Here is a 26,358-nt window from a genome sequence, read left to right on the forward strand (position 1 = left end):
CCCCGGCGTACGGCCCCTCGCTGGGGCTCGGGGTTCCTTCGTTCCGGGATTCATCCGGGGGCATCGCCTACGGTTTGCTTCGCTGCACCTCCTCTCGATGCATGCGGCTTCGCCGCACGGTCGCTGCGCTCCCTCCCCCGGATGAATCCCTCCACTCAGCCTTCCGAAGGGGCCAAAAGATCAAGAGCTTTACTCGAGCTAACGCTCATCGTGTTGAGTGGTGGAAAGCGGAAAGCGGAAAGCAACTGTGGACTGCTTGATCGTTCCCACGCTCCGCGTGGGAATGCAGCCCGGGACGCTCCGCGTTCCATTTTCGAATGTTTAAAGATGTGTGTGATTCACCGAACCTTCCCACAATGTTTTCAGGTTGTCCGTCGGAAGCACGCTCTCTAGTCTTTGGTTGTCGCTGCCAATTCAGCGACCGGGAGTGAGATCCCGGCTATTCATTTGGATACTTGTGCGAGCCCCTTCATAATCGCCGCCAGTTTAGACTGTCAGCGATTCTTTATGGCGGCTGTGTACGGGTGGACGAATGTCCTGCCGGGTATCCATACCGGTGATCTCACCCCGTACATAGCTGCCACCTCTTCTTCGAGTGAGATCGGGAAAAGTGGCTCCATAACCTGGAGAAATTGCTACATGGATAAGCTGATACCCGACCCACCCCTCGAATCACCCACGCCCCTCGAAGAAGCCATGCGCGCCGAAGACCTCGCCCGCAACCGCGAAGCCATCAAACGCGCCCTCGACTATTACCTGTGCCCCAATCCTTCCAAACCGCGCCCGAGCACGATGTACATGGTCACGCCCAACGTCGACACCGAAAGCCTGCTGGCCAATGCCTGCGAGTCCCTGGCCTCGGCCAGTACCATCGCGAGCAATTTCGCCAATGAGCTCAGCGGTTCGCAGCGCAGTACGGCGCTCGGGATCCAGCAGATCATCATGCTGGCCGAGCTGGCGGTGAACCGCGCGCTGGACCGGGTTGATCCGCGTGCTTGAGACCGCGTCATCGTTCATCGCGGGCAAGCCCGCTCCCACAGGGTCGTGCGCGATTTCAATAAATGCGCAGAACTGGTGGGAGCTAGCCTGCCAGCGATGACGGCAGAGCTGACAACACAAATCCCGGGCACAAAAAAACCGGCGATCACCACTGATCGCCGGTTTTTCATTCAGCCGTCACTCAATCACTGCATCAACACTTCAATCGAGCCATCAGCGGTCAGGCTGACCTGGCTGGTGCCGGCTTCGACTTCAGGCGTGACGGGCGCCGAATCCATGCCCGCGGCTTTCATCATCATCGGGGCGCGCATGTACGGTTGTGGGAAGCCGTTGCTGTTGAGGTTCAGGTTGACGATTTTGTAACCCTTGCCGCCCAGGGCGTCGGTGGCCAGTTGGGCGCGGGCCTTGAAGGCGGTGACGGCTTCTTTCAGCAGTTTGTCTTCGCTGGCCTTGCGGGTCGGGTCGGCGATGGCGAAGTCCATGCCGCCCATTTTCAGGTCGGTCAGCAGCTCACCGGTGAGTTTGGACAGGGCGGCGAAGTCGGCGCTTTCCAGGCGCAGTTCGGCGCGTTCGCGCCAGCCGGTGATTTTCTGGCCCTTGGTGTCGTAGATCGGGTAGCTGTTGCGGCTGCCCTGGCGCAGGGTGATGTCTTTGACTTGCTTGGCCTGGGCCAGTGCCTTGTTCATGGTGGTGCTGACGTCGGCGGCGAGTTTGGCCGGGTCAGTGTTTTGTTCTTCGGTGTAGAGGGTCACGATCATCAGGTCGCGGGCCACTTCCTGGCTGACTTCGGCGCGCAGGGAAATCTGGTTGTAGTGCAGCTCATCGGCGGCCAGGGCCGGAAGGCTGGCGATGCTGCCGACGGTCAGGGCGAGAAGGGCGGCGCTGCGGCGAAATGTGTGCATGAAAGCTCCTTGATGAGGGCGCAGGTGATGGTTCGGGGGCCTGCGTGAAACCATCAGACTCTAGCTTTTATGATCCGGTTCGCCCAGTTACAACTTCTATACAGATACGTGCGCACGCCGTCCGTCGTATATAGCGGTGTACCTGTTAGTTCTGACAGTAGACGGATTTCGCCGGCAGATTGAGCATGTTTGTGAGCCGTCATTGCACTCGGCTGCAAACACGACAACTGCGAATAAGGAAATTGAAGATGAATGCACAAGAACGAGCGGATGCAGAAGCTCAAGGTTATTCAGTTTGGCTCCAGGAGCGAAGTCCAGGCAATTTTTCGTATTGGGTTTTCCTCAAAAACAACGAGGTCGGCGGCCCATTTGGATCAGAGCCCGAAGGTTGGGATCACGTGAAAATGCTGCAGACAAAGGGGTCGTACGGAATGGGAAACTGACGAATCTCACAAGCCGGCTATCGAGAGCAGATAGCCGGCTTTTTTGTGCGTCAGGTCGCGGTGCGCAACGCCGGAGACCGCCCATAGCGAAGACGCCCTTATAGCCGCAGAAAATCTTTGCGCCATGTGGTCGTTTGCCGCACTTTCGCCTCTCGAGCCCGCGCCTTGGTTATACTCCGTGCGATCCGCCTGGAGCGCTCATCAGGAGAGCTCATGCTCGCCCCCGTACAACTGACTTCCGCCACTCGCCAGAACCTCTGGCGGCTGACTTTCATCCGCACCCTGGTGCTCGCTGCGCAGGCTGGTTCCGTGGGCCTGGCCTACTGGCTGGATTTGTTGCCGTTGCCGTGGGTGCAACTGGTGATGACCCTCGGCTGTTCGATTCTGCTGTGTGTGTTCACCGCCGTGCGCCTGCGCACTTCGTGGCCGGTGACCGAGCTCGAATACGCGTTGCAACTGGCCTGCGATCTGGTTATCCACAGTGCCTTGCTGTATTTCTCCGGTGGCTCGACCAACCCGTTCGTTTCGTATTATCTGGTGCCGCTGACCATCGCTGCGGTGACGCTGCCGTGGCGTTATTCGGTGGTGCTGTCGGGCATTGCGCTGGCTTTGTACACATTGATGCTGACACATTTCTATCCGCTGGAAACCCTGCCGGTCGCCCGGGAGAACCTGCAGATCTACGGCATGTGGCTGAGCTTTGCCCTGGCGGCGGCAGTGATTACGTTCTTCGCCGCGCGCATGGCTGAAGAGCTGCGCCGCCAGGAAGAGTTGCGCGCGATCCGCCGGGAAGAAGGCCTGCGCGATCAGCAATTGCTGGCCGTCGCGACTCAGGCCGCCGGTGCCGCCCATGAACTGGGCACACCGCTGGCGACCATGAGTGTGTTGCTCAACGAAATGCAGCAGGATCATCACGACCCGATGCTTCAGGAAGACCTGAAGGTTCTGAAGGATCAGGTGAAGCTCTGCAAGGAGACTCTGCAACAACTGGTGCGTGCTGCCGAGGCCAATCGCCGGATGGCGGTGGAGATGCAGGACGTTACCGAGTGGCTTGACGAGGCGCTCAACCGCTGGCATCTGATGCGCCCGGAAGCCAGTTATCGCTTCCAGCGTCTGGGCCAGGGCCCGTTGCCGCGTGTGGCGCCGCCGCCGGATCTGACCCAGGCCCTGTTGAATCTGTTGAACAACGCCGCCGACGCCTGCCCGGAAAACCTTCAGGTGACCCTGGACTGGACCGCCGAAGACCTGACCATCAGCATCCGCGATCATGGTGCCGGTGTGCCGCTGGCCATCGCCGAGCAGATCGGCAAACCGTTTTTTACCACCAAGGGCAAAGGTTTCGGCCTGGGCCTGTTTTTGAGCAAGGCCAGCGTGACACGCGCCGGCGGCTCAGTGAAACTCTATAGTCATGAGGAAGGCGGCACGCTCACCGAGCTGCGCCTGCCTCACGGCGCCCGAGGAGACCAACATGAGTGAAGAAATCCAAGTCGAAGGCGAAGAACTGCCGCATTTGCTGCTGGTCGACGATGACGCGACGTTTACCCGAGTGATGGCCCGGGCCATGGCGCGCCGCGGCTTTCGCGTCAGCACCGCCGGTTCCGCCGAGGAAGGCCTGACCATCGCTCAGGCCGATCTGCCGGACTATGCCGCGCTGGACCTGAAGATGGACGGCGACTCCGGTCTGGTCCTGCTGCCGAAACTGCTGGAGCTGGACCCGGAAATGCGCGTGGTGATCCTCACCGGTTATTCGAGCATTGCCACCGCGGTCGAGGCGATCAAGCGCGGCGCGTGCAATTACCTGTGCAAACCGGCGGATGCCGACGACGTGCTGGCAGCGCTGCTCTCCGAGCACGCCGACCTCGACAGCCTGGTGCCGGAAAATCCGATGTCGGTAGATCGCCTGCAGTGGGAGCATATCCAGCGCGTGCTGACCGAGCACGAAGGCAACATTTCCGCTACTGCCCGCGCCCTGGGCATGCACCGGCGCACCCTGCAGCGCAAACTGCAGAAGCGCCCGGTTCGTCGCTGAACCTGCGCTGAACGACCATCGCCAGCCCTCGCGATAAAACGCACCGATCATCTATGATCGGTGCGTGTCTGTTCTTTTCTTTATCGAGCCTTTTCCATGAATCAGAACGCTGAATATTCCGCGGTCAACGATACTGTGCGCGGGCAGTTTTTTCGCAAGGTGTGGGCCATGACCACGCCTTACTGGCGCAGCGAAGAGAAGGGCAAGGCCTGGACGTTGCTGATCGCCGTGATCGCGCTGACATTGTTCAGCGTGGCGATCTCGGTGTGGATCAACAGTTGGTACAAGGATTTCTATAACGCCCTGCAGAAGAAGGATGAGGCGGCGTTCTGGCAGTTGATCCTGTATTTCTGCGGCATTGCGGCGGTGGCGATTCTCGGCGCGGTGTATCGCCTGTACCTGACGCAGATGCTGACCATCCGTTGGCGGGCATGGCTCACCGAGAACCATTTCAAGCGCTGGCTCGGGCACAAGAATTACTACCAGTTGGAGCAGGGCGGCTACACCGACAACCCTGACCAGCGGATTTCAGAAGACCTCAATACCTTCACCAGCAACACCTTGAGTCTCGCGTTGGGCCTGATCCGCACGGTGGTCAGCCTGGTGTCGTTTTCGATCATTCTGTGGGGCGTCTCCGGCAGCATCGAAGTGTTCGGCATCGAGATTCCCGGCTACATGTTCTGGTGTGCGCTGTTGTATGCGGCAGTCGGCAGCTGGCTGACGCACCTGATCGGTCGACGCCTGATCGGTCTGAACAACCAACAACAACGCTTCGAAGCTGACCTGCGTTTCTCCATGGTACGGGTACGTGAGAACGCCGAAAGCATTGCGCTGTACAACGGCGAGCCGAACGAGAATCGTCGTCTGAGCAACCGCTTCGGGCTGGTCTGGCACAACTTCTGGGACATCATGCGGGTGTCCAAGCGCCTGACGTTCTTCACCTCGGGTTACGGCCAGATCGCAATCATCTTCCCGTTCATCGTCGCGGCCCCGCGTTACCTGACCGGCAAGATCGAACTGGGTGAGCTGATGCAGATCAACTCGGCATTCGGCAATGTGCAGGAGAACTTCAGCTGGTTCATCAACGCGTATTCGGATCTCGCCGCGTGGCGCGCCACGTGTGATCGTCTGCTGAGTTTCCGCCAGGCGATGACCGACAACGAAGAACGTGCACCGGCCATCGACGTGCAGAATCAGGGCGATGAGCTGAAGGTTCGTAACCTCGGCCTCGATCTGGCCGACGGTCGTCACCTGCTGACCAGCGCCGACATGACCGTGGAGCAGGGCGATCGGGTGATGCTCAGCGGTCGTTCCGGCAGTGGTAAATCCACGCTGCTGCGGGCGATGGGCCATTTGTGGCCGGCCGGGCACGGCAGCATTCGCCTGCCGGCTTCGCGTTATCTGTTCCTGCCGCAAAAGCCGTATCTACCAATTGGCACGCTGCGCGATGCCTTGAGTTATCCACAACCGGGCGACACCTACGCGCCCGAGCGTTATGCACAGGTGTTGGAGACTTGCCGTTTGCCGCATCTTGTCGCGCGACTGGACGAGGCCAACCACTGGCAGCGCATGTTGTCGCCGGGTGAACAGCAACGTCTGGCCTTCGCCCGCGCGCTGCTTTACGCACCGCAATGGCTGTACATGGACGAAGCGACGTCGGCGATGGATGAAGAAGACGAAGCCACGCTGTATCAGGCGCTGATCGATCAGTTGCCCGGCCTGAGCATCGTCAGCGTCGGCCATCGCAGCAGCCTCAAGCGCTTCCATCCACGGCATGTGCGGATCGATGGCGGGCATCTGGTCGAGCAGACCGTGACCGCCTGATATATCCATACGTTCCTCGTGGGAGCTGGCTTGCCAGCTCCCACAGGTTTTGTGTGGAAACGGAAAGTGATCGTACAACCCGCTTGAGCTATGATGCCCACAAGCCGAATTTTCGAGACAAGATGCAGACCATGGAAAACCTGATCGACACCCCGCGCCTCCCTCGCAAGCGCCGCAGCCTGGCTCAAGAACTGGTGACGGTGCTGACCGAGCAGATCCGCGACGGTCTGCTCAAGCGTGGCGACAAGTTGCCCACCGAGTCGGCGATCATGGAAGCCCATGGTGTCAGCCGCACCGTGGTGCGCGAGGCGATCTCCCGGCTACAGGCCGCAGGTCAGGTGGAAACCCGTCATGGCATCGGCACTTTTGTGCTCGATACCCCGAGCCCCAGCGGTTTCCGGATCGATCCGGCTACAGTGGTCACCCTGCGTGACGTGCTGGCCATTCTCGAATTGCGTATCAGCCTCGAAGTCGAATCCGCCGGCCTTGCCGCGCAGCGTCGCAGCGCCGAACAACTGGCCGCGATGCGCGCCGCCCTCGATGCGTTGAATGAAAGCGTGGCCCACGCCAGCGATGCGGTGGCCTCGGACTTTCAGTTTCACCTGCAAATCGCGCTGTCCACCGGCAACCGGTACTTCACCGACATCATGACCCACCTGGGCACCAGCATCATTCCGCGTACTCGCCTGAATTCGGCGCGACTGGCCCATGACGATCAGCAGCACTACATGAATCGCCTGAGTCGCGAGCACGAGGAAATCTACGACGCCATCGCCCGTCAGGATTCCGATGCCGCCCGCGCGGCCATGCGCCTGCATTTGACCAACAGCCGGGAAAGACTGCGCCAGGCTCATGAAGAGGCGCAGGCGCAGGGTTGATTGTTGCCTATCGTTCGAGTTGTCGATTGTTTCAAGGTTTATAAACCTCGGTCTCGAGCATGACATCGGTGATGGGCTCTTCGATATCGAAGGGCACAACCAGGGTTCTTTTGGTGACGATGTACTGCTGGTCGACACCCTCGAATTTCAGAATGTCGGTCTTAAAGATAATCCCGTCGAACATGAAATACCGCCGATTGCCCACGGGGTTCTTGAGCGTGTAGGTCACTTTCATGATTGCAGCTCCTGGACTGAGAATTGAGTCTCAGCCTAGGAGCAGTCATTCTGTCGGCGCACCTGTAAAAACTAACAGTTTCGACGAGCGGTGCTGGCGGGTCTCAGGCTTCAACGTAGAGCTTCAACGGTTCGAAGGAAGGCTCCAGACTGGCCTCATCAGCAAACTTGTAGCGCAGTTCAACGGTGCTGTTCAGGTACTTTTCCAGTTCGAATCTGGGGATGCTCAGTTCGATCCCGGTCAGGCCGACCATGTCATCGAGGGCGTCATCCCAAGTGCCGGTCGGTTTCGACAAACCCTGCCATTCGGGCTCTTCCGGGGCGTCACCTATAACTCGGCACGACTGGCCCATGACGATCAGCAGCACTACATGAATCGCCTGAGTCGCGAGCACGAGGAAATCTACGACGCCATCGCCCGTCAGGATTCCGATGCCGCTCGTACGGCCATGCGCCTGCACCTGACCAACAGCCGCGAACGGCTGCGCCAGGCTCATGAAGAGGCACAGGCGCAGGGGTGATTGTTGCTTATCGTTCGAGTTGAACTGTCAGCAACGGGGAAGACTCAGCATTACCGTTGTTTCTGGTGACGGTGTAATGCAATTCGGCCTTCGCACCGGGAACAAGTTTTTTCTCAAAGACATCTTTGGAGATGGCGAAGATCACTGGCCTTCCCACCTCGGCTGAGGTCAGTACACGGGTCCCTTGCCATTCGTTACCGGTCGAGGTCCTTACGTGCATGTTAATCACGTCGCCAACAGCGGCCTGGGAGAAAGGCGGCACAACACTGTGAGCGTCTCCCTTCAGTTTGCCAACGTGGAGCACACCATTCACGGCTTCTTCGAGATCCGGTGCCTCCAAGGCTTTGACTTGTGCAGTCATGATCAAACTCCTTTTCACATCCATTTGAACCCTGTTCAGAACGCAGCCATTTTGTTGGGCTGACGGAGCCGGTTCGTTAACTCCTCAGCGATTGAAGCCGGGAATGGATGTGCACGGCACCTATTAGAAATAACAGTTTCGACGAACGGTCGATGGGTTCGGGAAGGTATGCCTGGTCTGCGGGAAAACGGCTGGCTCAGGTCTCTATATGTAGCGTCAACGGTTCGGAGGAAGGCTCCAGACTGGCCTCATCAGCAAACTTGTAGCGCAGTTCAACGGTGCTGTTCAGGTACTTTTCCAGCTCGAATCTCGGGATGCTCAGTTCGATCCCGGTCAGGCCAACCATGTCATCGAGTACGTCATCCCAGACGCCGGTCGGCTCCGACAAACCAAGCCATTCAGGCTCTTCCGGGTCATCACCGAGGATCGGGTACACATCCCAGTTCGGCGGTGTGTTCTGGCCATCGGGTACACGGACGATCAGGTCGTCATCCAGAGTCGATAACCGCAGGATGATCGAGTCGCTGGCGTGATCGGGGAATTGTGGAAGGTGTGCAGCGGCAAACGTCATGTTTCGCTCTCCTTGAAAGATCTGCCGCGATCCTTCGCGGCAGTCGTCGCACTTTACCCGGCGAATCGCTGAGGCGCGCCGGGGCAATCTTGTCCGGGCATTTCAGCTCCGGGGCAGAATCGAACGATCCACCCTGACCGCCAGTTTGCCCGGGCCGGGCCTGACGTCGAAAGTCGCCTGGCCATGAGCATCCACCGACGCGCGGGCGATAGCCACGCCATCGCGCAGCAATTGCAGCGGCGCCCCTTTCAACGATTGGCCCGAGGCCAGTTCCAGTTTCAATTTGAGGGTCATCGAATCGCTCCTTAATTCGTGTTGCCGGTTGGGTGATAGTCCTTGAGCAGCAGGTAAGTGCTCCAGCCCCACCAGTCGTCGACGGTGGCGGTGTCGTTGAGGTTGTTGACGTCCTTGCGCCGCAGGACTTTGTTGCCCTCGACGCGGAACAGTGGCGAGAAGTTGTTGGCCGGATCGAGCACGGCCGTCAGATCCGGCAACCGTTGCAGCGCGTTGAAGGTGGTCGGCACGTTGCCGCTTGAATACGCGGCATACACCTCGTTTGCCGAATCCTGTACGGCTTGATTCACTTGATTGCGGTTGTCGGCGTCCGTGGCATCGAAGTAGCGCTTGTCACCGAATGCCCGCCATTGCTCGCCATGGCCGTTGCGTACCTTGAGGCCGAACTTGCTGTCTTCGTCGTGCATGAAGCGAGTGATCAGCGAGCCCAGATCGCTTGGTGTCACCGCGGCGGCCATGGCCTTGCGCGGCACCCGCAAATGTCCGGAGGAAAACAGGTCGGTGAGGTAGTGGTCGGCGAATGCGTTCATCGCGTAGGCCCGCTCCAGTTGCAGCTCGTCCTGACTGGCGTGGGCGGCAGCGGCGTTTTGCAGGGCAACGGTGTGCCCGGCGATGTAGGCTTGTCGGGCCCATTCGCCGAAATGGTCGGCGTTGTTCGCCGCCAGTTTCAGATAGCGACCGAGCGGAAACAGCGCCGAGACGAAACTGCCGCCGCCGGTGATTTTGTTCCACTCTTCCGACAACGTATCTCCTAACGCGTCGTAGGCCTCATGAGGCTGCTTGCCGTCCTTGATTGCCTGTTTAACCGCGTCGATCTCCTTTTGCATGATCGCGAGAATTTGCGTCGCTTCAACTTTAGAAGCGGGCAGCGCTGCGAGGCTGTCGAAGGCTGCCGTGAAGCGCTGAAGGCGATCAGCCGGGGTCGATCCTTCATTGATCGGGCGGTCGACGATTCCATAGAAATCACCACCCAGTGCCAGCACCTGGCCGTAGGTCAGCGCCAACCCGTTCGGCAGATGCAGGGGCACGTTTTGCGCGAGTAGCGGCTCGGCATTTTCAACGAAGCGCAGTCGGGTGTTATCGCCGATAGCCGTGTGTTCCGCACCTTCGAAGCGCAGTTGCGGCTTGCCTTTCAAGGCTTGAGCGGGCAGGGCGGTCACGGGTTCGACATCGCTGTGCGCGTCGGCGGTGTGCAACAGCAAGTGCGGGTTTTCGGCATTGAAGGCGATGCCGCCGGGGGTAAACAAGTCATCAAAACGGGCGATGACCGGTGCAGGTTTTTCGAAGCATTTTGTTTGTAGACCGGACATTTCTTTCTCCTTGATATGTCGTCGGCAGGTTGTATTTAACTGTATGTATATACAGTTAAGTTCAGGCTAGTCGAGAAATTTCCTACGTCAAAAAGAAATCCTGTCCGACAAAAAATGCCCTCCAACGATGAAATGCAGTTGACGGTTATATTTTAAGTTGTACGATGACCTACAACTTCGGCGAAGGCTGAACGGTCCACTCACAAAAAAACGTTGCTACCAGGGTGTTCGAATAATGAATCCACAAGAACTGAAGTCCATCCTCTCCGCCGGCCTGCTCTCGTTCCCGGTGACCGATTTCAATGCCCAGGGCGATTTCAACCGCGCTGGCTACATCAAACGCCTGGAATGGCTGGCCCCGTACGGTGCTTCAGCCCTGTTCGCCGCCGGTGGCACCGGTGAATTCTTCTCCCTGGCTGCCAGCGAATACTCGGAAATCATCAAGACTGCCGTCGACACCTGCGCCAGCAGCGTGCCAATCCTCGCCGGTGTCGGCGGTTCGACCCGCCAGGCCATCGAATACGCTCAGGAAGCCGAGCGTCTGGGCGCCAAAGGTCTGTTGCTGCTGCCGCACTACCTGACCGAAGCCAGCCAGGACGGCGTCGCCGCCCACGTTGAAGCGGTGTGCAAATCGGTCAACATCGGTGTGGTGGTGTACAACCGCAACGTCTGCCGCCTGACCGCCCCGCTGCTGGAGCGTCTGGCCGAACGCTGCCCGAACCTGATCGGTTACAAGGACGGTCTGGGCGATATCGAACTGATGGTGTCGATCCGTCGTCGCCTCGGCGATCGCTTCAGCTACCTCGGTGGTCTGCCGACCGCCGAAGTCTACGCCGCTGCCTACAAGGCCCTGGGCGTGCCGGTCTACTCGTCGGCGGTGTTCAACTTCATCCCGAAAACCGCGATGGACTTCTACCACGCGATTGCCCGCGAAGATCACGCCACCGTCGGCAAGATCATCGACGACTTCTTCCTGCCGTACCTGGACATCCGCAACCGCAAGGCCGGTTACGCCGTGAGCATCGTCAAGGCAGGCGCCAAGATCGCCGGCTATGACGCAGGCCCGGTGCGGGCGCCGCTGACTGACCTGACCGGCGAAGAGTACGAAATGCTCGCTGCGCTGATCGACAAGCAAGGTGCGCAGTAACACACCTCTATAAACAAGGCCGCTGAGCAATCAGCGGCCTTTTGCGTCAGGAGAATGATTCGTGACCAAGCGCTATGACAACTACATCAACGGTGAATGGGTCGCCGGTAACGATTACTCGGCGAACATCAACCCGTCCGAACTGAGCGACACCATCGGCGATTACGCCAAGGCTGACCTGGCTCAGGTCAACGCCGCCATCGACGCCGCGCGCGCCGCGTTCCCGGCGTGGTCGACCTCGGGCATTCAGGCCCGTCACGATTCGCTGGACAAAGTCGGCACCGAAATCCTCGCCCGCCGCGAAGAGCTCGGCACCCTGCTGGCCCGGGAAGAGGGCAAGACCTTGCCCGAAGCCATCGGCGAGGTGACCCGCGCCGGCAACATCTTCAAGTTCTTCGCTGGCGAGTGCCTGCGCCTGTCCGGCGACTACGTGCCGTCGGTGCGTCCGGGCGTCAACGTCGAAGTCACCCGCGAAGCCCTGGGTGTGGTCGGCCTGATCACCCCATGGAACTTCCCGATTGCCATCCCGTCGTGGAAAATCGCCCCGGCCCTGGCCTACGGCAACTGCGTGGTGTTGAAGCCAGCGGATCTGGTGCCGGGTTGCGCCTGGGCCCTGGCTGAAATCATCTCCCGCGCAGGTTTCCCTGCCGGCGTGTTCAACCTGGTGATGGGCAGCGGCCGCGTGGTTGGCGAAGCTTTGGTCAACAGCCCGAAAGTCGACGGCATCAGCTTCACCGGCTCTGTCGGTGTGGGTCGGCAGATCGCGGTCAATTGCGTGTCGCGCCAGGCCAAGGTTCAGTTGGAGATGGGCGGCAAGAACCCGCAGATCATTCTCGACGACGCCGACCTCAAGCAGGCGGTCGAGCTGTCGGTGCAGAGCGCGTTCTACTCCACTGGTCAGCGTTGCACGGCTTCGAGCCGACTGATCGTCACTGCCGGGATTCACGACAAGTTCGTCGAAGCCATGGCCGAGCGCATGAAGTCGATCAAGGTCGGCCACGCGCTGAAGGCTGGCACCGACATCGGTCCGGTGGTTTCGCAAGCGCAGCTCGAGCAGGACATGAAGTACATCGACATCGGTCAGTCCGAAGGTGCGCGTCTGGTCAGCGGCGGTGCTCTGGTGACCTGCGACACCGAGGGCTACTTCCTCGCTCCGACCCTGTTTGCCGACAGCGAAGCCTCGATGCGCATCAGCCGCGAAGAGATCTTCGGCCCGGTGGCCAACATCGTCCGCGTGGCCGATTACGAGGCAGCACTGGCCATGGCCAACGACACCGAATTCGGTTTGTCGGCGGGCATCGCCACCACGTCGCTGAAGTACGCCAACCACTTCAAGCGTCATTCCCAGGCCGGGATGGTGATGGTCAACCTGCCGACCGCCGGTGTCGATTATCACGTTCCGTTCGGTGGCCGTAAGGGTTCATCCTATGGCTCACGTGAGCAAGGCCGCTATGCGCAAGAGTTCTACACGGTCGTGAAGACCAGCTACATCGGTTCGTAAATCGCTGCACCCGCGCCGGGCCTTCGCCTGAGGCCCTGCGCGGCACAAGACCAAAGAATGTTTTACCCGCATAAAAATAATCAGTGGGAGTACATCTACATGCAATCGTCCAAGCCGACTCACGTCCGCTATTTGATCTTGCTCATGCTGTTTTTGGTGACCACGATCAACTACGCCGACCGCGCCACCATCGCGATCGCCGGTTCCAGTTTGCAAAAAGACCTCGGCATCGACGCGGTCACCCTCGGCTACATCTTCTCTGCTTTCGGTTGGGCCTACGTGGCCGGGCAAATTCCAGGCGGCTGGCTGCTCGATCGCTTCGGCTCGAAAAAAGTCTATGCCCTGAGCATTTTCACCTGGTCGCTGTTCACCGTGCTGCAAGGCTTCGTCGGTGAATTCGGCATGTCCACGGCCATCGTCGCGCTGTTCATGCTGCGCTTCCTGGTGGGTCTGGCCGAGGCGCCATCGTTCCCCGGCAACGCCCGCATTGTGGCGGCCTGGTTCCCGACCGCCGAGCGCGGCACCGCTTCGGCGATCTTCAACTCGGCGCAATACTTCGCCACCGTGTTGTTCGCGCCGCTGATGGGCTGGATCGTGTTCTCCTTTGGCTGGGAGCACGTGTTCATCGTCATGGGCCTGCTCGGCATCGTGTTCTCGCTGGTCTGGCTCAAGGTTATCCACAGCCCGCGCCAACACCCGATGGCCAACGAAGCGGAAGTGAAGTTCATCGCCGACAACGGCGGCATGGTCGACATGGACCAGAAACAAGGCAAAAAGGCTGACGGTCCGAAGTGGGATTACATCCGCCAATTGCTGACCAATCGCATGATGCTCGGCGTTTACCTGGGCCAGTACTGCATCAACGGCATCACCTATTTCTTCCTGACCTGGTTCCCGGTGTACCTGGTGCAGGAACGCGGCATGACCATCCTCAAGGCCGGTTTCATCGCCTCGTTGCCGGCGATCTGCGGCTTTATCGGCGGCGTGCTCGGCGGGGTGATTTCCGATTACCTGCTGCGCAAGGGCCATTCGCTGACCTTTGCCCGCAAGGCGCCGATCATTGCCGGTCTGCTAGTTTCGAGCAGCATCGTGGCGTGCAACTATGTCGACGTTGAATGGATGGTGGTCGGCTTCATGGCCTTGGCGTTCTTCGGCAAAGGCGTGGGGGCTCTGGGCTGGGCGGTGGTGTCCGACACTTCGCCGAAACAGATCGCCGGTCTGAGCGGTGGCCTGTTCAACACCTTCGGCAACATCGCCTCGATCACCACTCCGATCGTCATCGGTTACATCATCAGTTCGACCGGCTCGTTCAAATGGGCGCTGGTGTTCGTCGGTGCCAACGCACTCGTGGCGGTGTTCAGCTACCTGGTGATAGTCGGCCCGATCAAACGTGTGGTCCTTAAAGAGCCGCCAACCCAGGGCGGTTCCGAAGCCACCGGCAAATTGTCTCAAGCGCATTCCTGAGGAGCGGCGTCATGCAGTTGATTGAACATTCCGACTCGCCGCGCTACATCCGCCTGCACGAGCGGGACAACGTAGTGGTAGTGGTCAACGACCAGGGCGTGCCGGCCGGCACCGCATTTGCCGATGGCCTGGTAACGGTGGATTTCGTGCCGCAGAGTCACAAGGTCAGCCTCGTGGATATCCCCGAGGGCGGCACGGTGATTCGCTACGGCCAGATCATCGGCTACGCGTTGCAGCCGATTCCCCGTGGCAGTTGGGTCAGGGAAGATCAACTGCGCATGCCGACCGCGCCACCGCTGGACAGCCTGCCGCTGTCCACCGAAGTGCCGGACGCCCAGGCGCCCCTGGAAGGCTTCACGTTCGAGGGATATCGCAACGCCGACGGCACTGTCGGCACGCGCAACATCCTCGGGATCACCACCACCGTGCAATGCGTCACCGGGGTGCTCGATCACGCGGTGAAGCGGATCAAGGACGAACTGTTGCCCAAGTACCCGCACGTCGATGACGTGGTGGCGCTGACCCACAGTTACGGTTGCGGCGTGGCCATCACGGCGACCGACGCTTACATCCCGATCCGCACCGTGCGCAATCTGGCGCGCAACCCGAACCTCGGTGGCGAGGCGTTGGTGATCAGCCTGGGCTGCGAGAAATTGCAGGCCGGGCAGGTGATGCACGAGGACGATGCCTCGGTGGATCTGAGCGAGCCGTGGCTGTATCGCTTGCAGGATTCCAGTCACGGTTTCACCGAGATGATCGAGCAGATCATGGAACTGGCCGAAGTTCGCCTGAAGAAACTCGACCAGCGCCGCCGGGAAACCGTGCCGGCGTCCGAGCTGATCCTCGGTATGCAGTGCGGCGGCAGCGATGCGTTTTCCGGCATTACCGCCAACCCCGCGCTGGGTTACGCCTCGGACTTGCTGCTGCGGGCGGGGGCGACGGTGATGTTTTCCGAAGTCACCGAAGTGCGCGATGCGATCTACCTGCTGACCTCTCGGGCGCAGAGCAAAACCGTTGCCGAGGAACTGGTGCGCGAGATGGACTGGTACGACCGCTATCTGGCCAAGGGCGAAGCGGATCGCAGCGCCAATACCACGCCGGGCAACAAGAAGGGCGGGTTGTCGAATATCGTCGAGAAGTCGTTGGGCTCGATCGTGAAGTCCGGCAGCAGCGCGATCAGCGGTGTGCTCGGCCCGGGTGAGCGCTTCAAGCAGAAGGGTTTGATCTTCTGTGCGACGCCGGCGAGTGATTTCGTCTGCGGTACGTTGCAACTGGCGGCGGGGATGAACCTGCACGTATTCACTACCGGGCGTGGCACGCCTTATGGTCTGGCCATGGCGCCGGTGGTGAAGGTTTCGACTCGTACCGAACTGGCGCAGCGCTGGCCGGATCTGATCGATATCGATGCCGGGCGGATTGCTACTGGGCGCGCGAGCATCGAAGAATTGGGCTGGGAGTTGTTCCACTACTACCTGGATGTGGCGAGCGGCAAGCAGCAGACGTGGGCGGAGAAGCACAAGCTGCATAACGACATTACGTTGTTCAATCCGGCGCCGATTACTTGATCTGTTTGAGGGGTGTGGATCGTTCCCACGCTCCGCGTGGGAATGCAGCCCGGGACGCTCCGCGTCCCAACAGCGTGACGCGGAGCGTCACAGGAGACGTTACCACGCAGAGCGTGGGAACGATCGGGGTGAAAGTGGCTTATCATTAGCCCCCTAACGACGCTCACCTCCAAGGCTCCCCGGCATGCTGGCTATTTTTCTTGAAACCCTGAACATCACCGCGCCGGTGTTTGCCATGCTGTTTCTCGGTGTGCTGCTCAAGCGCATCGACTGGATCAACGACAACTTCATCCATACGGCTTCGTCGCTGGTGTTCAACGTCACCATGCCGGCGCTGCTGTTTCTCGGCATCCTGCACGCCGACCTGCACGCCGCGCTGCAGCCGGCGCTGCTGATCTATTTTGCCCTCGCCACGCTGGTCAGTTTTGCCGTCGCCTGGGGCTGGGCGATTTTCCGTTGTCCGCGTGAAGATCGCGGCATCTACACCCAAGGCGCGTTTCGCGGCAACAACGGGGTGATCGGCCTGGCGCTGGCGGCGAGCATGTACGGTGACTACGGGATTTCCCTCGGCGCGATTCTCGCGGCGCTGGTGATCCTGTTCTACAACACCCTGTCGACCATCGTGCTGGCGGTCTACAGCCCGGTGATCAAGTCGGACCCGTGGAGCATCTGCAAAAGCGTGGTCAGCAATCCGTTGATCATCAGCGTGATCGCGGCGGCGCCGTTCGCTTATTTCAAGATCGGTCTGCCGGGCTGGCTGGAAACCTCCGGCCAGTACCTGGCACAGACCACGCTGCCGCTGGCACTGATCTGCATTGGCGGCACGCTGTCGCTGGCGGCGCTGCGCAAGAGCGGGAAGATGGCGCTCAGTTCGAGTCTGGTGAAGATGGTCGGCCTGCCGGTGATCGCCACGCTGGGTGCATGGCTGTGGGGCTTTCGCGGGGCGGAACTGGGGATTCTGTTTCTGTACTTCGGCAGCCCGACCGCCGCCGCCAGTTTTGTCATGGCCCGTGCGGCGCAGGGCAATCATGAACTGGCGGCGGCGATCATTGTGCTGACCACGCTGATGGCGGCGATCACCACCAACATCGGGATTTTCTTCCTGCAGTGGGGCGGGTGGATCTAGCCTGAGGCCGGGTTTGATCTTTCGGGCCTCTTCGCGAGCAAGCCCGCTCCCACATTGGATCTGTGGCGATCATAAACCCTGTGGGACCGGGCTTGCTCGCGAAGGGGACAGTGCTGTCACTCAGGCTTCTGGTAACTGTCGATCACTTCCTGCGCCGCGCGAAACGCATCGATCGCCGCCGGTACGCCCGCGTACACCGCGCAATGCAGCAGCGCTTCACGGATCTCATCGACCGTGCAGCCATTGTTCAACGCGCCGCGCACGTGGCCTTTCAACTCCTGCGGGCACTTCAACGCGGTCAGCGCGGCGAGGGTGATCAGGCTGCGGGTTTTCAGTGGCAAACCTTCGCGATTCCACACGCCGCCCCAGGCGTGTTCGTTGACGAAATCCTGCAACGGTTGAGTGAACTCGGTAGCGTTGCCCAATGCGCGATCGACAAACGCGTCGCCCATTACCTGACGGCGGACTTCAACCCCGGATTTCTTCGATTCGGTCATGGCACATCCCTCTTGTGGTGTTGGCGGCGCCAGGCGCGCACGGACGTGAAAAACAGAAACGTCAGCAGCGTCGGCAGCACATAAAACAGCATCAATCGCTCGAGCTTGCCGGCCAGTGGCATGCCGGTGGTGAACGACACCACGTGCAGCCCGTACGCCAGATACAAACCCAGCAGCAGGAGACCTTCGGCGCGGGTCACGCGGTAGCCGGAATAGAACACCGGCAGGCACAGCAACGCGACGCCGAGCATTACCGGCAGGTCGAAATCCAGCGCATTGGGCGAGACCGACAGCGGTGTCGGCGCGATCAAAGCGGTGAAACCCAGCACCCCAAGCAGGTTGAACAGGTTGGCACCGATCACGTTGCCCACGGCGATGTCCCGCTGACCGCGCAGCGCGGCGATCAGCGAGGTGGCGAGTTCCGGCAGCGAAGTGCCGACCGCGACCACGGTCAGACCAATCACCCGTTCGGAGAACCCCAGGTCAGTGGCGACGACCACGGCCGCCCCCAGCAGCAAGTGTCCGGCGAACACCAGCATGCCCAGGCCGCCGACAATCATCAGCAGGCTGGTAAACCACGGGGCCTGCGGATCGTGGGGTTGATCGGAATGCGGGCGGGTCGAATGCCGTGATTGGCGCAGCAGTAATCCGAGACAAAGCGCCAGGGCGCCGAGCAACAGAATGCCGTCGAAGCGCCCGAGTTCTTCATTCCACGCCAGCACGAATACCAGCAGGCTGGCGCCGATCATCAACGGGATGTCGAGGCGTACCAGTTGCCGCGACACCCGCAGCGGAATGATAAGTGCCGACAGGCCGAGGGTGACAAGAATGTTGAAAATGCTGCTGCCGATCACGCTGCTGACGGCGATGTCCGGCGTGTGCGCCTGCACGGCTTGCAGGCTGACGGCCATTTGCGGGGCGCTGCTGCCGAGGGCGACGATGGTCAGGCCGATGATCAGCGGTCGTACATGCAGGCGCGCGGCCAGACGCACGGCGGCGCGTACCATCAGCTCGGCGCCGGCGATCAGCAGGAGCAGCCCGCTGAGCAATTCGATCACGCTGATCAGCGGCAAGTCGGTCAGTCCGAAAATGGTGGACGCTCCATCAGTCGTCGAGGGCCTGCACCCGAACCCGGGCTGTTCCACTGCGCAGCATACCGAGCTGTTCGGCCGCCGCACGTGAAACATCGATCAGGCGGCCACGGGTGTGCGGGCCACGGTCGTTGATGCGGACCACGACGGATTCATCGTTTTTCAGGTTGGTGACCTTCACCCGAGTGCCGAACGGCAACTGGCGGTGGGCGGCGGTCAGGGAATTCTGGTTGAACGCTTCGCCGCTGGCGGTACGTTTACCGTGGTGTTTGGCTCCGTAATAGGAGGCGACGCCGGTCTGGTCGTAACCGTGCGGGTCGATGGTGTCGGTGCTGGCGCAACCGGCCAGCAAGGAGAGCAGGGCGAAAAGGCTGAACAAACGCTTCATTCAAGGGATCCCGAAAACAAATGTGGGAGCGGCGGTTCGGCGCTCCGACTTGCTCGCGAAGGGGGACTCACATTCAACATATCTGCTGACTGTTACGCCGCTTTCGCGAGCAAGCCCGCTCCCACAGGGAATGGAGCCAGGCTTTGGATCTGGCTCCATTGTGGTCAGCCTTCGAGCTTGCTTTTCAGCAGTTCGTTCACTTGCTGCGGGTTGGCCTTGCCCTTGGAGGCTTTCATGGCCTGACCGACGAAGAAGCCGAACATCTTGCCGCGCTTGGCTTCGTCTGCCGCGCGGTATTGCTCGACCTGCTCGGCGTTGGCCGCGAGCATTTCGTCCAGCACCGCCGAGATCGCGCCGGTATCGGTAACCTGCTTCAGGCCGCGCTTTTCGATGATCTCGTCTGCGCTGCCTTCGCCGTTGGCCATCGCTTCGAACACCACCTTGGCGATCTTGCCGGAGATGGTGTTGTCCTTGATGCGCTGCAGCATGCCGCCCAGTTGCTCGGCCGAAACCGGCGAATCCTCGATGTCCAGGTTCTGCTTGTTGAGCAGGCTGCCCAACTCGACCATCACCCAGTTCGCCGCCAGTTTGGCGTCGCCGCCGATGCTCGCGACTTTCTCGAAGTAGTCCGCCTGCTCACGGCTGGTGGCCAGCACGTTGGCGTCGTAGGCCGACAGACCGAAGGCACTCTGGAAGCGCTCGCGTTTCTGCGGTGGCAGCTCCGGCAGGGTGGCGCGCACGTCGTTGAGGAACGAATCCTCGATGACCACCGGCAGCAGGTCCGGATCGGGGAAGTAACGGTAGTCGTTGGCTTCCTCTTTGCTGCGCATCGGACGGGTTTCGTCCTTGTTCGGGTCGTACAGACGGGTCTGCTGGATCACTTTGCCGCCGTCTTCGATCAGGTCGATCTGACGTTGGATCTCGGAGTTGATCGCCTTCTCGATGAAGCGGAACGAGTTGACGTTCTTGATCTCGCAGCGGGTGCCGAACTCGACCTGGCCTTTCGGACGTACCGACACGTTGCAGTCGCAACGCAGCGAGCCCTCGGCCATGTTGCCGTCGCAGATGCCCAGGTAACGCACCAGCGCGTGGATCGCCTTGACGTAGGCCACCGCTTCCTTGGCGCTGCGCATGTCAGGCTCGGACACGATTTCCAGCAGCGGCGTGCCGGCACGGTTCAGGTCAATGCCGGTGGCACCGCTGAATTCTTCGTGCAGGCTCTTGCCGGCGTCTTCTTCCAGGTGCGCACGGGTGATACCGACGCGTTTGACCGTGCCGTCTTCCAGGGCAATGTCCAGGTGGCCCTTGCCGACGATCGGCAACTCCATCTGGCTGATCTGGTAGCCCTTCGGCAGGTCCGGGTAGAAGTAGTTTTTACGGGCGAACACGTTGTGCTGGCCGATCTCGGCGTCAATCGCCAGACCGAACATCACCGCCATGCGCACCGCTTCCTGGTTGAGCACCGGCAGCACGCCGGGCATGCCCAGGTCGATCAGGCTGGCCTGGGTGTTCGGCTCGGAACCGAACTGGGTGGAACTACCGGAAAAGATTTTCGACCGGGTGGTGAGCTGGGTGTGAATCTCCAGCCCGATCACAACTTCCCATTGCATGTGTGTCTCCTCAGAAGCCGGTTGGGGTGCGAGTGTGCCAGTCAGTGTTCAACTGATACTGATGCGCAACGTTGAGCAAACGGCCTTCCTGGAAATACGGCGCGAGCAGTTGCACGCCAACCGGCAGACCGTCGACAAAACCGGCCGGCATCGACAGACCCGGCAGGCCCGCGAGGTTGGCGGTGATGGTGTAGACGTCTTCCAGGTAGGCAGCGACCGGGTCGCTGTTCTTGGCGCCGAGTTTCCAGGCCGGGTTTGGCGTGGTCGGGCCGAGGATGATGTCGACTTCATTAAATGCGGTCATGAAGTCGTTCTTCACCAGGCGACGGATCTTCTGGGCTTTGAGGTAGTAGGCATCGTAGTAACCGGCGGACAGCGCGTAGGCACCGACCATGATCCGGCGCTGTACTTCGGGCCCGAAACCTTCGCCACGGGAGCGCTTGTACAGGTCTTCCAGGTTCTTCGGGTCTGCGCAGCGGTGGCCGAAGCGCACGCCGTCGAAACGTGACAGGTTGGAGGACGCTTCTGCCGGGGCGATCACGTAGTACGCAGGGATCGCGTGCTGCATGTTCGGCAGGCTGATTTCCTTGATTACGGCACCGAGCTTCTGCAGCTCTTTGATGCTGTTCTGGATAAGGTCGGCGATGCGCGGGTCGAGACCTGCACCGAAGTATTCCTTCGGCACACCGATGCGCAGGCCTTGCAGTGAACCATTCAGGCCAGCGGCGTAGTCCGGCACGGGTTCATCGATGCTGGTGGAGTCGTTCGGATCGAAGCCGGCCATACCTTGCAACAAAATCGCGCAGTCTTCGGCGGTGCGAGCCAGAGGGCCGCCCTGATCGAGGCTGGAGGCGTAAGCGATCATGCCCCAGCGCGAAACGCGACCGTAGGTCGGTTTCAGGCCGGTGAGGTTGGTGAATGCAGCTGGCTGACGGATCGAACCGCCGGTGTCGGTGGCTGTTGCGGCGGGCAACAGACGAGCGGCAACCGCGGCAGCCGAACCACCGGACGAACCGCCCGGCACGTGTTCCAGGTCCCACGGGTTTTTCACCGCGCCGTACCAGCTCGACTCGTTGGCCGAACCCATGGCGAATTCGTCCATGTTGGTCTTGCCAAGGGTCACGGTGCCGGCGGCGGCCAGCTTCGACACCACGGTGGCGTCGTACGGGGCCTTGAAGTTGTCGAGCATCTTCGAGCCGCAGCTGGTGCGGATGCCGTGGGTGCAGAACAGGTCTTTATGGGCGATCGGCGCGCCGAGCAGGGCGCCGCTCTCACCATTGGCCCGGCGCACGTCGGCGGCTTTCGCCTGCTCGAGGGCCAGTTCTTCGGTGAGGCTGATGAAACTGTTGAGCTGCGGATCGAGCTGGGTAATGCGTGCCAGCAGGACTTTGGTCAGCTCTTCGGAGGAAAACTTTTTATCGGCGAGACCGCGGGCGATCTCGGCCAGAGTCAATTGATGCATTGCAGGCTCTTTCCCTTTAGTCGATGACTTTCGGAACCAGGTACAGGCCGTTTTCGACCGCTGGTGCGATGGACTGATAAGCCTCGCGGTTATTGCTTTCGGTCACGACGTCGGCGCGCAGGCGCTGACTGGCTTCCAGCGGGTGGGCCAGCGGCTCGATACCGTCGGTATTGACCGCCTGCATTTCGTCGACCAGCCCGAGAATGCTGTTGAGGGCCGAAGTGATGTGTGGAAGATCGGCGTCATTAAGGCCAAGGCTGGCCAGATGAGCGATTTTTTCCACGTCGGAGCGTTCTAGCGCCATCGGGTTTCTCCAGTGGAAAACAGGACGGACGGCGTCCGTGTGTTAGATTGTCGGAACACTACCGCACTTCTACGGTCATAAGGCCGCGATTGTGGGGCTTGGTGCACAGAAAAGCGGCCAATTTAACATATTGGCGCCTTGCCCAAAATCCCTGTCGTTGTTAGAGTTTGCCGCACTTTTTTACCCACGCGTTGCCTAGGGTCCCTTTCCCATGTTCAAGAAACTGCGTGGCATGTTTTCCAGCGATCTTTCCATTGACCTGGGCACTGCCAACACCCTTATTTACGTGCGCGAGCGCGGTATCGTCCTGAATGAGCCATCGGTTGTGGCCATTCGGACACACGGTAACCAGAAAAGTGTCGTCGCTGTCGGCACCGAGGCCAAGCGCATGCTCGGCCGTACGCCGGGCAACATTGCTGCCATTCGTCCGATGAAGGATGGCGTGATTGCCGACTTCAGCGTCTGCGAAAAGATGCTGCAATACTTTATCAACAAGGTTCACGAAAACAGCTTTCTGCAGCCCAGCCCTCGTGTGCTGATCTGCGTTCCATGCAAGTCCACCCAGGTTGAGCGTCGTGCCATCCGTGAATCGGCCCTTGGTGCCGGTGCCCGTGAAGTGTTCCTGATCGAAGAGCCGATGGCCGCTGCGATCGGTGCCGGCCTGCCGGTTGAAGAAGCTCGCGGTTCGATGGTCGTGGATATCGGTGGTGGTACTACCGAAATCGCGCTGATCTCCCTGAACGGTGTGGTCTATGCCGAATCCGTACGCGTTGGCGGCGACCGCTTCGACGAAGCGATCATCACCTACGTGCGCCGCAACTACGGCAGCCTGATCGGCGAATCCACCGCCGAGCGCATCAAGCAGGAAATCGGCACGGCCTATCCGGGCGGTGAAGTTCGCGAAGTCGACGTTCGTGGTCGCAACCTGGCCGAAGGCGTTCCACGCGCATTCACCCTGAACTCCAACGAAGTGCTGGAAGCTCTGCAAGAGTCCCTGGCAACCATCGTTCAGGCCGTGAAAAGCGCCCTGGAGCAATCGCCGCCGGAACTGGCTTCCGACATCGCCGAGCGTGGCCTGGTGCTGACCGGCGGTGGCGCGCTGCTGCGAGACCTCGACAAGCTGCTGGCCCAGGAAACCGGTCTGCCGGTGATCGTTGCCGAAGATCCGCTGACCTGCGTCGCTCGCGGCGGTGGCCGTGCATTGGAAATGATGGACAAGCACACCATGGACCTGCTCTCCAGCGAATAATCGCCGGGTGCAATACGTGGGTGAGCGCACAGGCAGCACTTTGCAGTGCTGCCTGTTGGCGTTTATCTTCTGTCAGTCTTCATCCAGGCCGGTTTGATGCCGTATGAATAAACAGAACATTTGCCTGGGAGGAGCGGCTTATTAAACCGCTTTTCGCCAAGGGCCCCTCACTGGGCGTGCGCTTGTTGGTGTTGGCCGTGCTGTCGGTCGCGCTGATGGTCGTTGACGCGCGCTTCAGCCTGCTTAAACCCGTACGCAGCCAGGCCTCGCTGGTGCTGATGGATGCCTACTGGATTACCGACCTGCCCGGACGGTTGTGGGAAGGGATCGCCAGCCAGTTCGGCAGTCGCACCGAGCTCGTCGCGGAAAATGAAAAACTCAAGTCGGAGAACCTGCTGTTGCAGGGTCGCATGCAGAAGCTTGCCGCCCTCACCGAGCAGAACGTCCGTTTGCGCGAGTTGCTAAATTCCTCCGCGCTGGTCAACGAGAAGGTCGAAGTGGCCGAGCTGATCGGCATGGACCCCAACCCCTTCACCCATCGCATCATCATCAATAAAGGTGAGCGTGATGGCGTGGTGCTTGGCCAGCCGGTGCTCGATGCTCGCGGCCTGATGGGGCAGGTGGTCGAACTGATGCCGTACACCTCCCGTGTGCTGCTGCTGACCGACTCGACCCACAGCATTCCTGTGCAGGTGAATCGTAACGGTCTGCGGGCGATTGCCAGCGGCACCGGTAACCCTGAGCGTCTGGAGTTGCGCCACGTGGCGGACACCGCCGATATCAAGGAAGGTGATCTGCTGGTCAGTTCGGGCCTCGGTCAGCGTTTCCCGGCCGGTTATCCGGTGGCGACGGTCAAGGAAGTGATCCACGATTCCGGCCAGCCATTCGCCATTGTTCGCGCCGTGCCGACCGCCGCATTGAACCGCAGCCGCTACCTGCTGTTGGTATTCAGTGACAACCGCACCGCCGAAGAACGTGCCAACGATGCCGCGCAGGCTCAGGAAAACCTCGATGCCTTTGGTGGCGGTCCGGTGGTTCCGGCCACGGTGCCGAAAATCGTCACCCCGCCTGCCGCAGCCGCAGCCGCAGCCGCAACCTCTGCCACGGCGACACCGCCGGCTACGCCTGCCGCCGGCACCACGCCGGCCAAACCCGCTGCGAGCAAACCGCCTGCAGCCACACCCGCGGTCAGCAAGCCACCGGCCAATCAGCCCGCTGCTCGACCAGCGGCCAAGCCGCCTGTCACTGCGCCGGCGACCACCGGGAGGCAAGAATAATGGTCGGAGCTACCGCATCGCGTAACGGCTGGATCGTCTGGCTGACGTTTATCGTCGGCATACTGCTCAGCGTGTCGCCATTGCCGATTTTCATGGAAATCCTGCGCCCGCTGTGGCTGGCCTTGCTCCTGACTTTCTGGGCTTTGTACCTGCCGCATACGGTCGGCATGGTCACGGCGTTCTGCCTGGGACTGGCCGAAGATGTGCTACAGGGCGATCTGCTCGGTCAAAATGCCTTGATCCTGACCCTGATCACATTTCTGGTGCTGTCGTTGCAGCAACGCCTGCGGATGTTCCCGATGTGGCAGCAGAGTCTGGTGATCCTGGTGATCTTCGGCCTCGCCCAGCTCGTACAGCTTTGGCTCAGTGCCTTGACCGGCAACCGTCAGCCGACCCTCGCGCTGGTACTGCCGGCACTGGTCAGTGCCTTGCTCTGGCCATGGGTCAGCTTCGCTTTGCGTGGATTGCGCCGGCGCTACAAAATCAACTGATTCGGTCAGGCATTTGCCCGTACCAGTGCCTTGCCTCGCAAATGAAGTTCTTTTTGGGCGAGCGGCTGTTGTTGCCAGACAAGGCGCCGTGACGAGTCATAGCGTGCTATGGCGAGGAACGGCAACGCAGTATGGCAACAACAGACGCCGGCCAAAGGGAACAGCATTTGTGAGGCAGGGCACCAAACAGGGAGATGTCTTGATGAAAAAGCTTTACCTCGCCTCAGGATCGCCGCGTCGGCGTGAATTGCTCACGCAGATCGGCATCCCGTTTACCGCCATCAGCGCGGACATCGATGAAACCCCTCTCGCCAATGAATCCCCATCGGCCTACGTCGAGCGCCTGGCGCGCGGCAAGGCCGAGGCCGGACGGCGCACCGTCGTCTGCGCTGGACCATTTTGCGTACTGGGCGCCGACACCGCCGTGGTGCTGGACGGCAAAATTCTTGGCAAACCGGTGGACGAAGCCGATGCATGCGCCATGCTGATGATGTTGTCCAGCAAGGAGCATGAAGTGCTGACGGCGATTGCCGTGCTCGACGGCCAGCGCTGCGAGTCGCGGGTGGTGCGCAGTCGGGTGCGGTTCCGCTCGATCAGTCGCGAAGAAGCCGCCGCCTACTGGGCCAGCGGCGAGCCCCGGGACAAGGCGGGTGGCTACGGCATTCAGGGGCTCGGCGCGGTGTTTGTTGCCGGCCTCAATGGCAGTTACTCGGCGGTTGTCGGCTTGCCGGTGTGCGAAAGCGCAGAACTGCTCGGCCATTTCGACATACCCTGTTGGCAAACCCTGAACGCGCAATAAGCGTCGAACGGACCAGATGCG

At 60.6% G+C, this 26,358-nt stretch carries 27 protein-coding genes and 1 pseudogene; 15 read left to right on the forward strand and 13 right to left on the reverse strand.

Annotated elements, in window-relative coordinates:
* Positions 1–639 precede the first annotated feature (639 nt).
* Positions 640–999: a DUF6124 family protein gene (locus CAG25_RS10260; protein ID WP_085611317.1), complete on the forward strand. Its 360-nt coding sequence runs from the start codon at positions 640–642 to the stop codon at positions 997–999.
* 185 nt (positions 1,000–1,184) lie between these two features.
* Here CAG25_RS10260 and CAG25_RS10265 read toward each other — a convergent pair whose 3' ends face one another.
* Entirely contained in the window at positions 1,185–1,901 is a 717-nt protein-coding gene (locus tag CAG25_RS10265; protein WP_064593362.1) for an SIMPL domain-containing protein, read from the reverse strand.
* Between the two features lie 656 nt (positions 1,902–2,557).
* On the opposite strand from CAG25_RS10265, the gene CAG25_RS10270 reads away from it, so the two are divergent.
* The 4 genes from CAG25_RS10270 to CAG25_RS10285 all read left to right on the forward strand — a co-directional run bounded on the left by CAG25_RS10270 (position 2,558) and on the right by CAG25_RS10285 (position 7,075).
* The gene (locus tag CAG25_RS10270; RefSeq protein ID WP_085611318.1) at positions 2,558–3,820 is read left to right on the forward strand and encodes an ATP-binding protein; all 1,263 of its coding nucleotides are present in this window, start codon (positions 2,558–2,560) and stop codon (positions 3,818–3,820) included.
* On the forward strand, positions 3,813–4,373 hold the full coding sequence (locus CAG25_RS10275) for a response regulator transcription factor (RefSeq protein ID WP_085611319.1): 561 nt from the start codon (positions 3,813–3,815) through the stop codon (positions 4,371–4,373). Before CAG25_RS10270 ends, CAG25_RS10275 begins: the two co-directional genes overlap by 8 nt.
* 96 nt (positions 4,374–4,469) lie before the next feature.
* Positions 4,470–6,197 carry an ABC transporter ATP-binding protein/permease gene (locus tag CAG25_RS10280; RefSeq protein WP_085611320.1) on the forward strand — a complete coding sequence of 576 codons (1,728 nt, stop codon included), beginning with the start codon at positions 4,470–4,472 and terminating at the stop codon, positions 6,195–6,197.
* 131 nt (positions 6,198–6,328) lie between these two features.
* Positions 6,329–7,075, forward strand: coding sequence for a FadR/GntR family transcriptional regulator (locus CAG25_RS10285; RefSeq protein ID WP_178076455.1), 747 nt, complete (start codon positions 6,329–6,331; stop codon positions 7,073–7,075).
* Positions 7,076–7,106: 31 nt separating this feature from the next.
* Here the strand turns inward: CAG25_RS10285 and CAG25_RS10290 are convergent, their stop codons facing one another.
* Positions 7,107–7,310: a hypothetical protein gene (locus tag CAG25_RS10290; RefSeq protein ID WP_085611321.1), complete on the reverse strand. Its 204-nt coding sequence runs from the start codon at positions 7,308–7,310 to the stop codon at positions 7,107–7,109.
* A gap of 103 nt (positions 7,311–7,413) precedes the next feature.
* Positions 7,414–7,677, reverse strand: coding sequence for a hypothetical protein (locus CAG25_RS10295; protein ID WP_256575339.1), 264 nt, complete (start codon positions 7,675–7,677; stop codon positions 7,414–7,416).
* Between CAG25_RS10295 and CAG25_RS10300 the strand changes: the two are divergent.
* A pseudogene (locus tag CAG25_RS10300) lies at positions 7,642–7,830 on the forward strand (FCD domain-containing protein); the annotation flags it as partial. The gene CAG25_RS10295 and the pseudogene CAG25_RS10300 overlap by 36 nt on opposite strands.
* Positions 7,831–7,837: 7 nt before the next feature.
* Here the strand turns inward: CAG25_RS10300 and CAG25_RS10305 are convergent.
* The 4 genes from CAG25_RS10305 to CAG25_RS10320 form a co-directional block, all read right to left on the reverse strand.
* Positions 7,838–8,191, reverse strand: coding sequence for a hypothetical protein (locus tag CAG25_RS10305; RefSeq protein WP_085611322.1), 354 nt, complete (start codon positions 8,189–8,191; stop codon positions 7,838–7,840).
* Positions 8,192–8,387: 196 nt separating this feature from the next.
* On the reverse strand, positions 8,388–8,762 hold the full coding sequence (locus CAG25_RS10310) for a hypothetical protein (protein WP_085611323.1): 375 nt from the start codon (positions 8,760–8,762) through the stop codon (positions 8,388–8,390).
* A 102-nt stretch (positions 8,763–8,864) separates the two neighbouring features.
* Positions 8,865–9,056 (reverse strand): hypothetical protein, encoded by a 192-nt coding sequence (locus CAG25_RS10315; protein ID WP_085611324.1) that lies wholly within the window; start codon positions 9,054–9,056, stop codon positions 8,865–8,867.
* Positions 9,057–9,067: 11 nt separating this feature from the next.
* Positions 9,068–10,366: a phospholipase gene (locus tag CAG25_RS10320; protein WP_085611325.1), complete on the reverse strand. Its 1,299-nt coding sequence runs from the start codon at positions 10,364–10,366 to the stop codon at positions 9,068–9,070.
* Positions 10,367–10,601: 235 nt separating this feature from the next.
* Here CAG25_RS10320 and kdgD point away from each other — a divergent pair, with 235 nt between their 5' ends.
* The 5 genes from kdgD to CAG25_RS10345 all read left to right on the forward strand — a co-directional run bounded on the left by kdgD (position 10,602) and on the right by CAG25_RS10345 (position 17,169).
* Entirely contained in the window at positions 10,602–11,513 is a 912-nt protein-coding gene (gene kdgD, locus CAG25_RS10325; RefSeq protein WP_011332448.1) for a 5-dehydro-4-deoxyglucarate dehydratase, read from the forward strand.
* Between the two features lie 61 nt (positions 11,514–11,574).
* Positions 11,575–13,014: an aldehyde dehydrogenase family protein gene (locus CAG25_RS10330; RefSeq protein ID WP_039769256.1), complete on the forward strand. Its 1,440-nt coding sequence runs from the start codon at positions 11,575–11,577 to the stop codon at positions 13,012–13,014.
* A 99-nt stretch (positions 13,015–13,113) separates the two neighbouring features.
* Positions 13,114–14,478, forward strand: a complete 1,365-nt coding sequence (locus CAG25_RS10335) for an MFS transporter (protein ID WP_039769701.1) — start codon at positions 13,114–13,116, stop codon at positions 14,476–14,478.
* An 11-nt stretch (positions 14,479–14,489) separates the two neighbouring features.
* Complete coding sequence (gene garD / locus CAG25_RS10340; RefSeq protein ID WP_064593380.1) at positions 14,490–16,043, forward strand: galactarate dehydratase; 1,554 nt, start codon at positions 14,490–14,492, stop codon at positions 16,041–16,043.
* Between the two features lie 184 nt (positions 16,044–16,227).
* Positions 16,228–17,169, forward strand: coding sequence for an AEC family transporter (locus CAG25_RS10345; protein ID WP_064382550.1), 942 nt, complete (start codon positions 16,228–16,230; stop codon positions 17,167–17,169).
* Positions 17,170–17,285: 116 nt separating this feature from the next.
* Here the strand turns inward: CAG25_RS10345 and CAG25_RS10350 are convergent, their stop codons facing one another.
* The 6 genes from CAG25_RS10350 to gatC all read right to left on the reverse strand — a co-directional run bounded on the left by CAG25_RS10350 (position 17,286) and on the right by gatC (position 22,521).
* Complete coding sequence (locus CAG25_RS10350) at positions 17,286–17,666, reverse strand: carboxymuconolactone decarboxylase family protein (protein ID WP_011332452.1); 381 nt, start codon at positions 17,664–17,666, stop codon at positions 17,286–17,288.
* Positions 17,663–18,724 (reverse strand): calcium/sodium antiporter, encoded by a 1,062-nt coding sequence (locus tag CAG25_RS10355; protein ID WP_085611461.1) that lies wholly within the window; start codon positions 18,722–18,724, stop codon positions 17,663–17,665. The genes CAG25_RS10350 and CAG25_RS10355 overlap by 4 nt, the downstream gene beginning before the upstream one ends.
* A gap of 46 nt (positions 18,725–18,770) precedes the next feature.
* Complete coding sequence (locus CAG25_RS10360) at positions 18,771–19,145, reverse strand: septal ring lytic transglycosylase RlpA family protein (RefSeq protein WP_085611326.1); 375 nt, start codon at positions 19,143–19,145, stop codon at positions 18,771–18,773.
* 164 nt (positions 19,146–19,309) lie between these two features.
* Positions 19,310–20,755 carry an Asp-tRNA(Asn)/Glu-tRNA(Gln) amidotransferase subunit GatB gene (gatB, locus tag CAG25_RS10365; RefSeq protein ID WP_039769265.1) on the reverse strand — a complete coding sequence of 482 codons (1,446 nt, stop codon included), beginning with the start codon at positions 20,753–20,755 and terminating at the stop codon, positions 19,310–19,312.
* A gap of 10 nt (positions 20,756–20,765) precedes the next feature.
* Positions 20,766–22,217 carry an Asp-tRNA(Asn)/Glu-tRNA(Gln) amidotransferase subunit GatA gene (gene gatA / locus CAG25_RS10370; RefSeq protein ID WP_085611327.1) on the reverse strand — a complete coding sequence of 484 codons (1,452 nt, stop codon included), beginning with the start codon at positions 22,215–22,217 and terminating at the stop codon, positions 20,766–20,768.
* A 16-nt stretch (positions 22,218–22,233) separates the two neighbouring features.
* Entirely contained in the window at positions 22,234–22,521 is a 288-nt protein-coding gene (gatC, locus tag CAG25_RS10375) for an Asp-tRNA(Asn)/Glu-tRNA(Gln) amidotransferase subunit GatC (RefSeq protein WP_007953612.1), read from the reverse strand.
* Positions 22,522–22,732: 211 nt separating this feature from the next.
* On the opposite strand from gatC, the gene mreB reads away from it, so the two are divergent.
* The 4 genes from mreB to CAG25_RS10395 all read left to right on the forward strand — a co-directional run bounded on the left by mreB (position 22,733) and on the right by CAG25_RS10395 (position 26,337).
* Positions 22,733–23,770, forward strand: coding sequence for a rod shape-determining protein MreB (gene mreB / locus CAG25_RS10380; RefSeq protein WP_002555108.1), 1,038 nt, complete (start codon positions 22,733–22,735; stop codon positions 23,768–23,770).
* Between the two features lie 140 nt (positions 23,771–23,910).
* A complete protein-coding gene (gene mreC / locus CAG25_RS10385) occupies positions 23,911–25,047 on the forward strand; it encodes a rod shape-determining protein MreC (RefSeq protein ID WP_085611328.1) in 1,137 nt (378 codons plus the stop codon).
* A complete protein-coding gene (gene mreD / locus CAG25_RS10390; RefSeq protein WP_064593386.1) occupies positions 25,047–25,538 on the forward strand; it encodes a rod shape-determining protein MreD in 492 nt (163 codons plus the stop codon). The genes mreC and mreD overlap by 1 nt, the downstream gene beginning before the upstream one ends.
* 202 nt (positions 25,539–25,740) lie before the next feature.
* Positions 25,741–26,337, forward strand: coding sequence for a nucleoside triphosphate pyrophosphatase (locus CAG25_RS10395; protein WP_085611329.1), 597 nt, complete (start codon positions 25,741–25,743; stop codon positions 26,335–26,337).
* The last annotated feature ends 21 nt before the right edge of the window (positions 26,338–26,358 follow it).

It is taken from the genome of Pseudomonas sp. B16(2017) (assembly GCF_002113205.1).
Taxonomy (GTDB): Bacteria; Pseudomonadota; Gammaproteobacteria; order Pseudomonadales; family Pseudomonadaceae; genus Aquipseudomonas; species Aquipseudomonas pharyngis.

Excerpts from the sequence above, each read along its gene's own strand:
- kdgD (WP_011332448.1), top strand. The coding sequence starts at position 10,602 with ATGAATCCACAAGAACTGAAGTCCATCCTCTCCGCCGGCCTGCTCTCG.
- gatB (WP_039769265.1), bottom strand. The coding sequence starts at position 20,755 with ATGCAATGGGAAGTTGTGATCGGGCTGGAGATTCACACCCAGCTCACC.
- mreB (WP_002555108.1), top strand. The coding sequence starts at position 22,733 with ATGTTCAAGAAACTGCGTGGCATGTTTTCCAGCGATCTTTCCATTGAC.
- CAG25_RS10360 (WP_085611326.1), bottom strand. The coding sequence starts at position 19,145 with ATGAAGCGTTTGTTCAGCCTTTTCGCCCTGCTCTCCTTGCTGGCCGGT.
- CAG25_RS10275 (WP_085611319.1), top strand. The coding sequence starts at position 3,813 with ATGAGTGAAGAAATCCAAGTCGAAGGCGAAGAACTGCCGCATTTGCTG.
- garD (WP_064593380.1), top strand. The coding sequence starts at position 14,490 with ATGCAGTTGATTGAACATTCCGACTCGCCGCGCTACATCCGCCTGCAC.
- gatC (WP_007953612.1), bottom strand. The coding sequence starts at position 22,521 with ATGGCGCTAGAACGCTCCGACGTGGAAAAAATCGCTCATCTGGCCAGC.
- gatA (WP_085611327.1), bottom strand. The coding sequence starts at position 22,217 with ATGCATCAATTGACTCTGGCCGAGATCGCCCGCGGTCTCGCCGATAAA.
- CAG25_RS10265 (WP_064593362.1), bottom strand. The coding sequence starts at position 1,901 with ATGCACACATTTCGCCGCAGCGCCGCCCTTCTCGCCCTGACCGTCGGC.
- CAG25_RS10285 (WP_178076455.1), top strand. The coding sequence starts at position 6,329 with ATGGAAAACCTGATCGACACCCCGCGCCTCCCTCGCAAGCGCCGCAGC.
- CAG25_RS10310 (WP_085611323.1), bottom strand. The coding sequence starts at position 8,762 with ATGACGTTTGCCGCTGCACACCTTCCACAATTCCCCGATCACGCCAGC.
- CAG25_RS10335 (WP_039769701.1), top strand. The coding sequence starts at position 13,114 with ATGCAATCGTCCAAGCCGACTCACGTCCGCTATTTGATCTTGCTCATG.
- CAG25_RS10395 (WP_085611329.1), top strand. The coding sequence starts at position 25,741 with ATGAAAAAGCTTTACCTCGCCTCAGGATCGCCGCGTCGGCGTGAATTG.
- CAG25_RS10260 (WP_085611317.1), top strand. The coding sequence starts at position 640 with ATGGATAAGCTGATACCCGACCCACCCCTCGAATCACCCACGCCCCTC.
- mreD (WP_064593386.1), top strand. The coding sequence starts at position 25,047 with ATGGTCGGAGCTACCGCATCGCGTAACGGCTGGATCGTCTGGCTGACG.
- CAG25_RS10280 (WP_085611320.1), top strand. The coding sequence starts at position 4,470 with ATGAATCAGAACGCTGAATATTCCGCGGTCAACGATACTGTGCGCGGG.
- CAG25_RS10350 (WP_011332452.1), bottom strand. The coding sequence starts at position 17,666 with ATGACCGAATCGAAGAAATCCGGGGTTGAAGTCCGCCGTCAGGTAATG.
- CAG25_RS10345 (WP_064382550.1), top strand. The coding sequence starts at position 16,228 with ATGCTGGCTATTTTTCTTGAAACCCTGAACATCACCGCGCCGGTGTTT.
- CAG25_RS10320 (WP_085611325.1), bottom strand. The coding sequence starts at position 10,366 with ATGTCCGGTCTACAAACAAAATGCTTCGAAAAACCTGCACCGGTCATC.
- CAG25_RS10290 (WP_085611321.1), bottom strand. The coding sequence starts at position 7,310 with ATGAAAGTGACCTACACGCTCAAGAACCCCGTGGGCAATCGGCGGTAT.
- CAG25_RS10315 (WP_085611324.1), bottom strand. The coding sequence starts at position 9,056 with ATGACCCTCAAATTGAAACTGGAACTGGCCTCGGGCCAATCGTTGAAA.
- CAG25_RS10305 (WP_085611322.1), bottom strand. The coding sequence starts at position 8,191 with ATGACTGCACAAGTCAAAGCCTTGGAGGCACCGGATCTCGAAGAAGCC.
- CAG25_RS10270 (WP_085611318.1), top strand. The coding sequence starts at position 2,558 with ATGCTCGCCCCCGTACAACTGACTTCCGCCACTCGCCAGAACCTCTGG.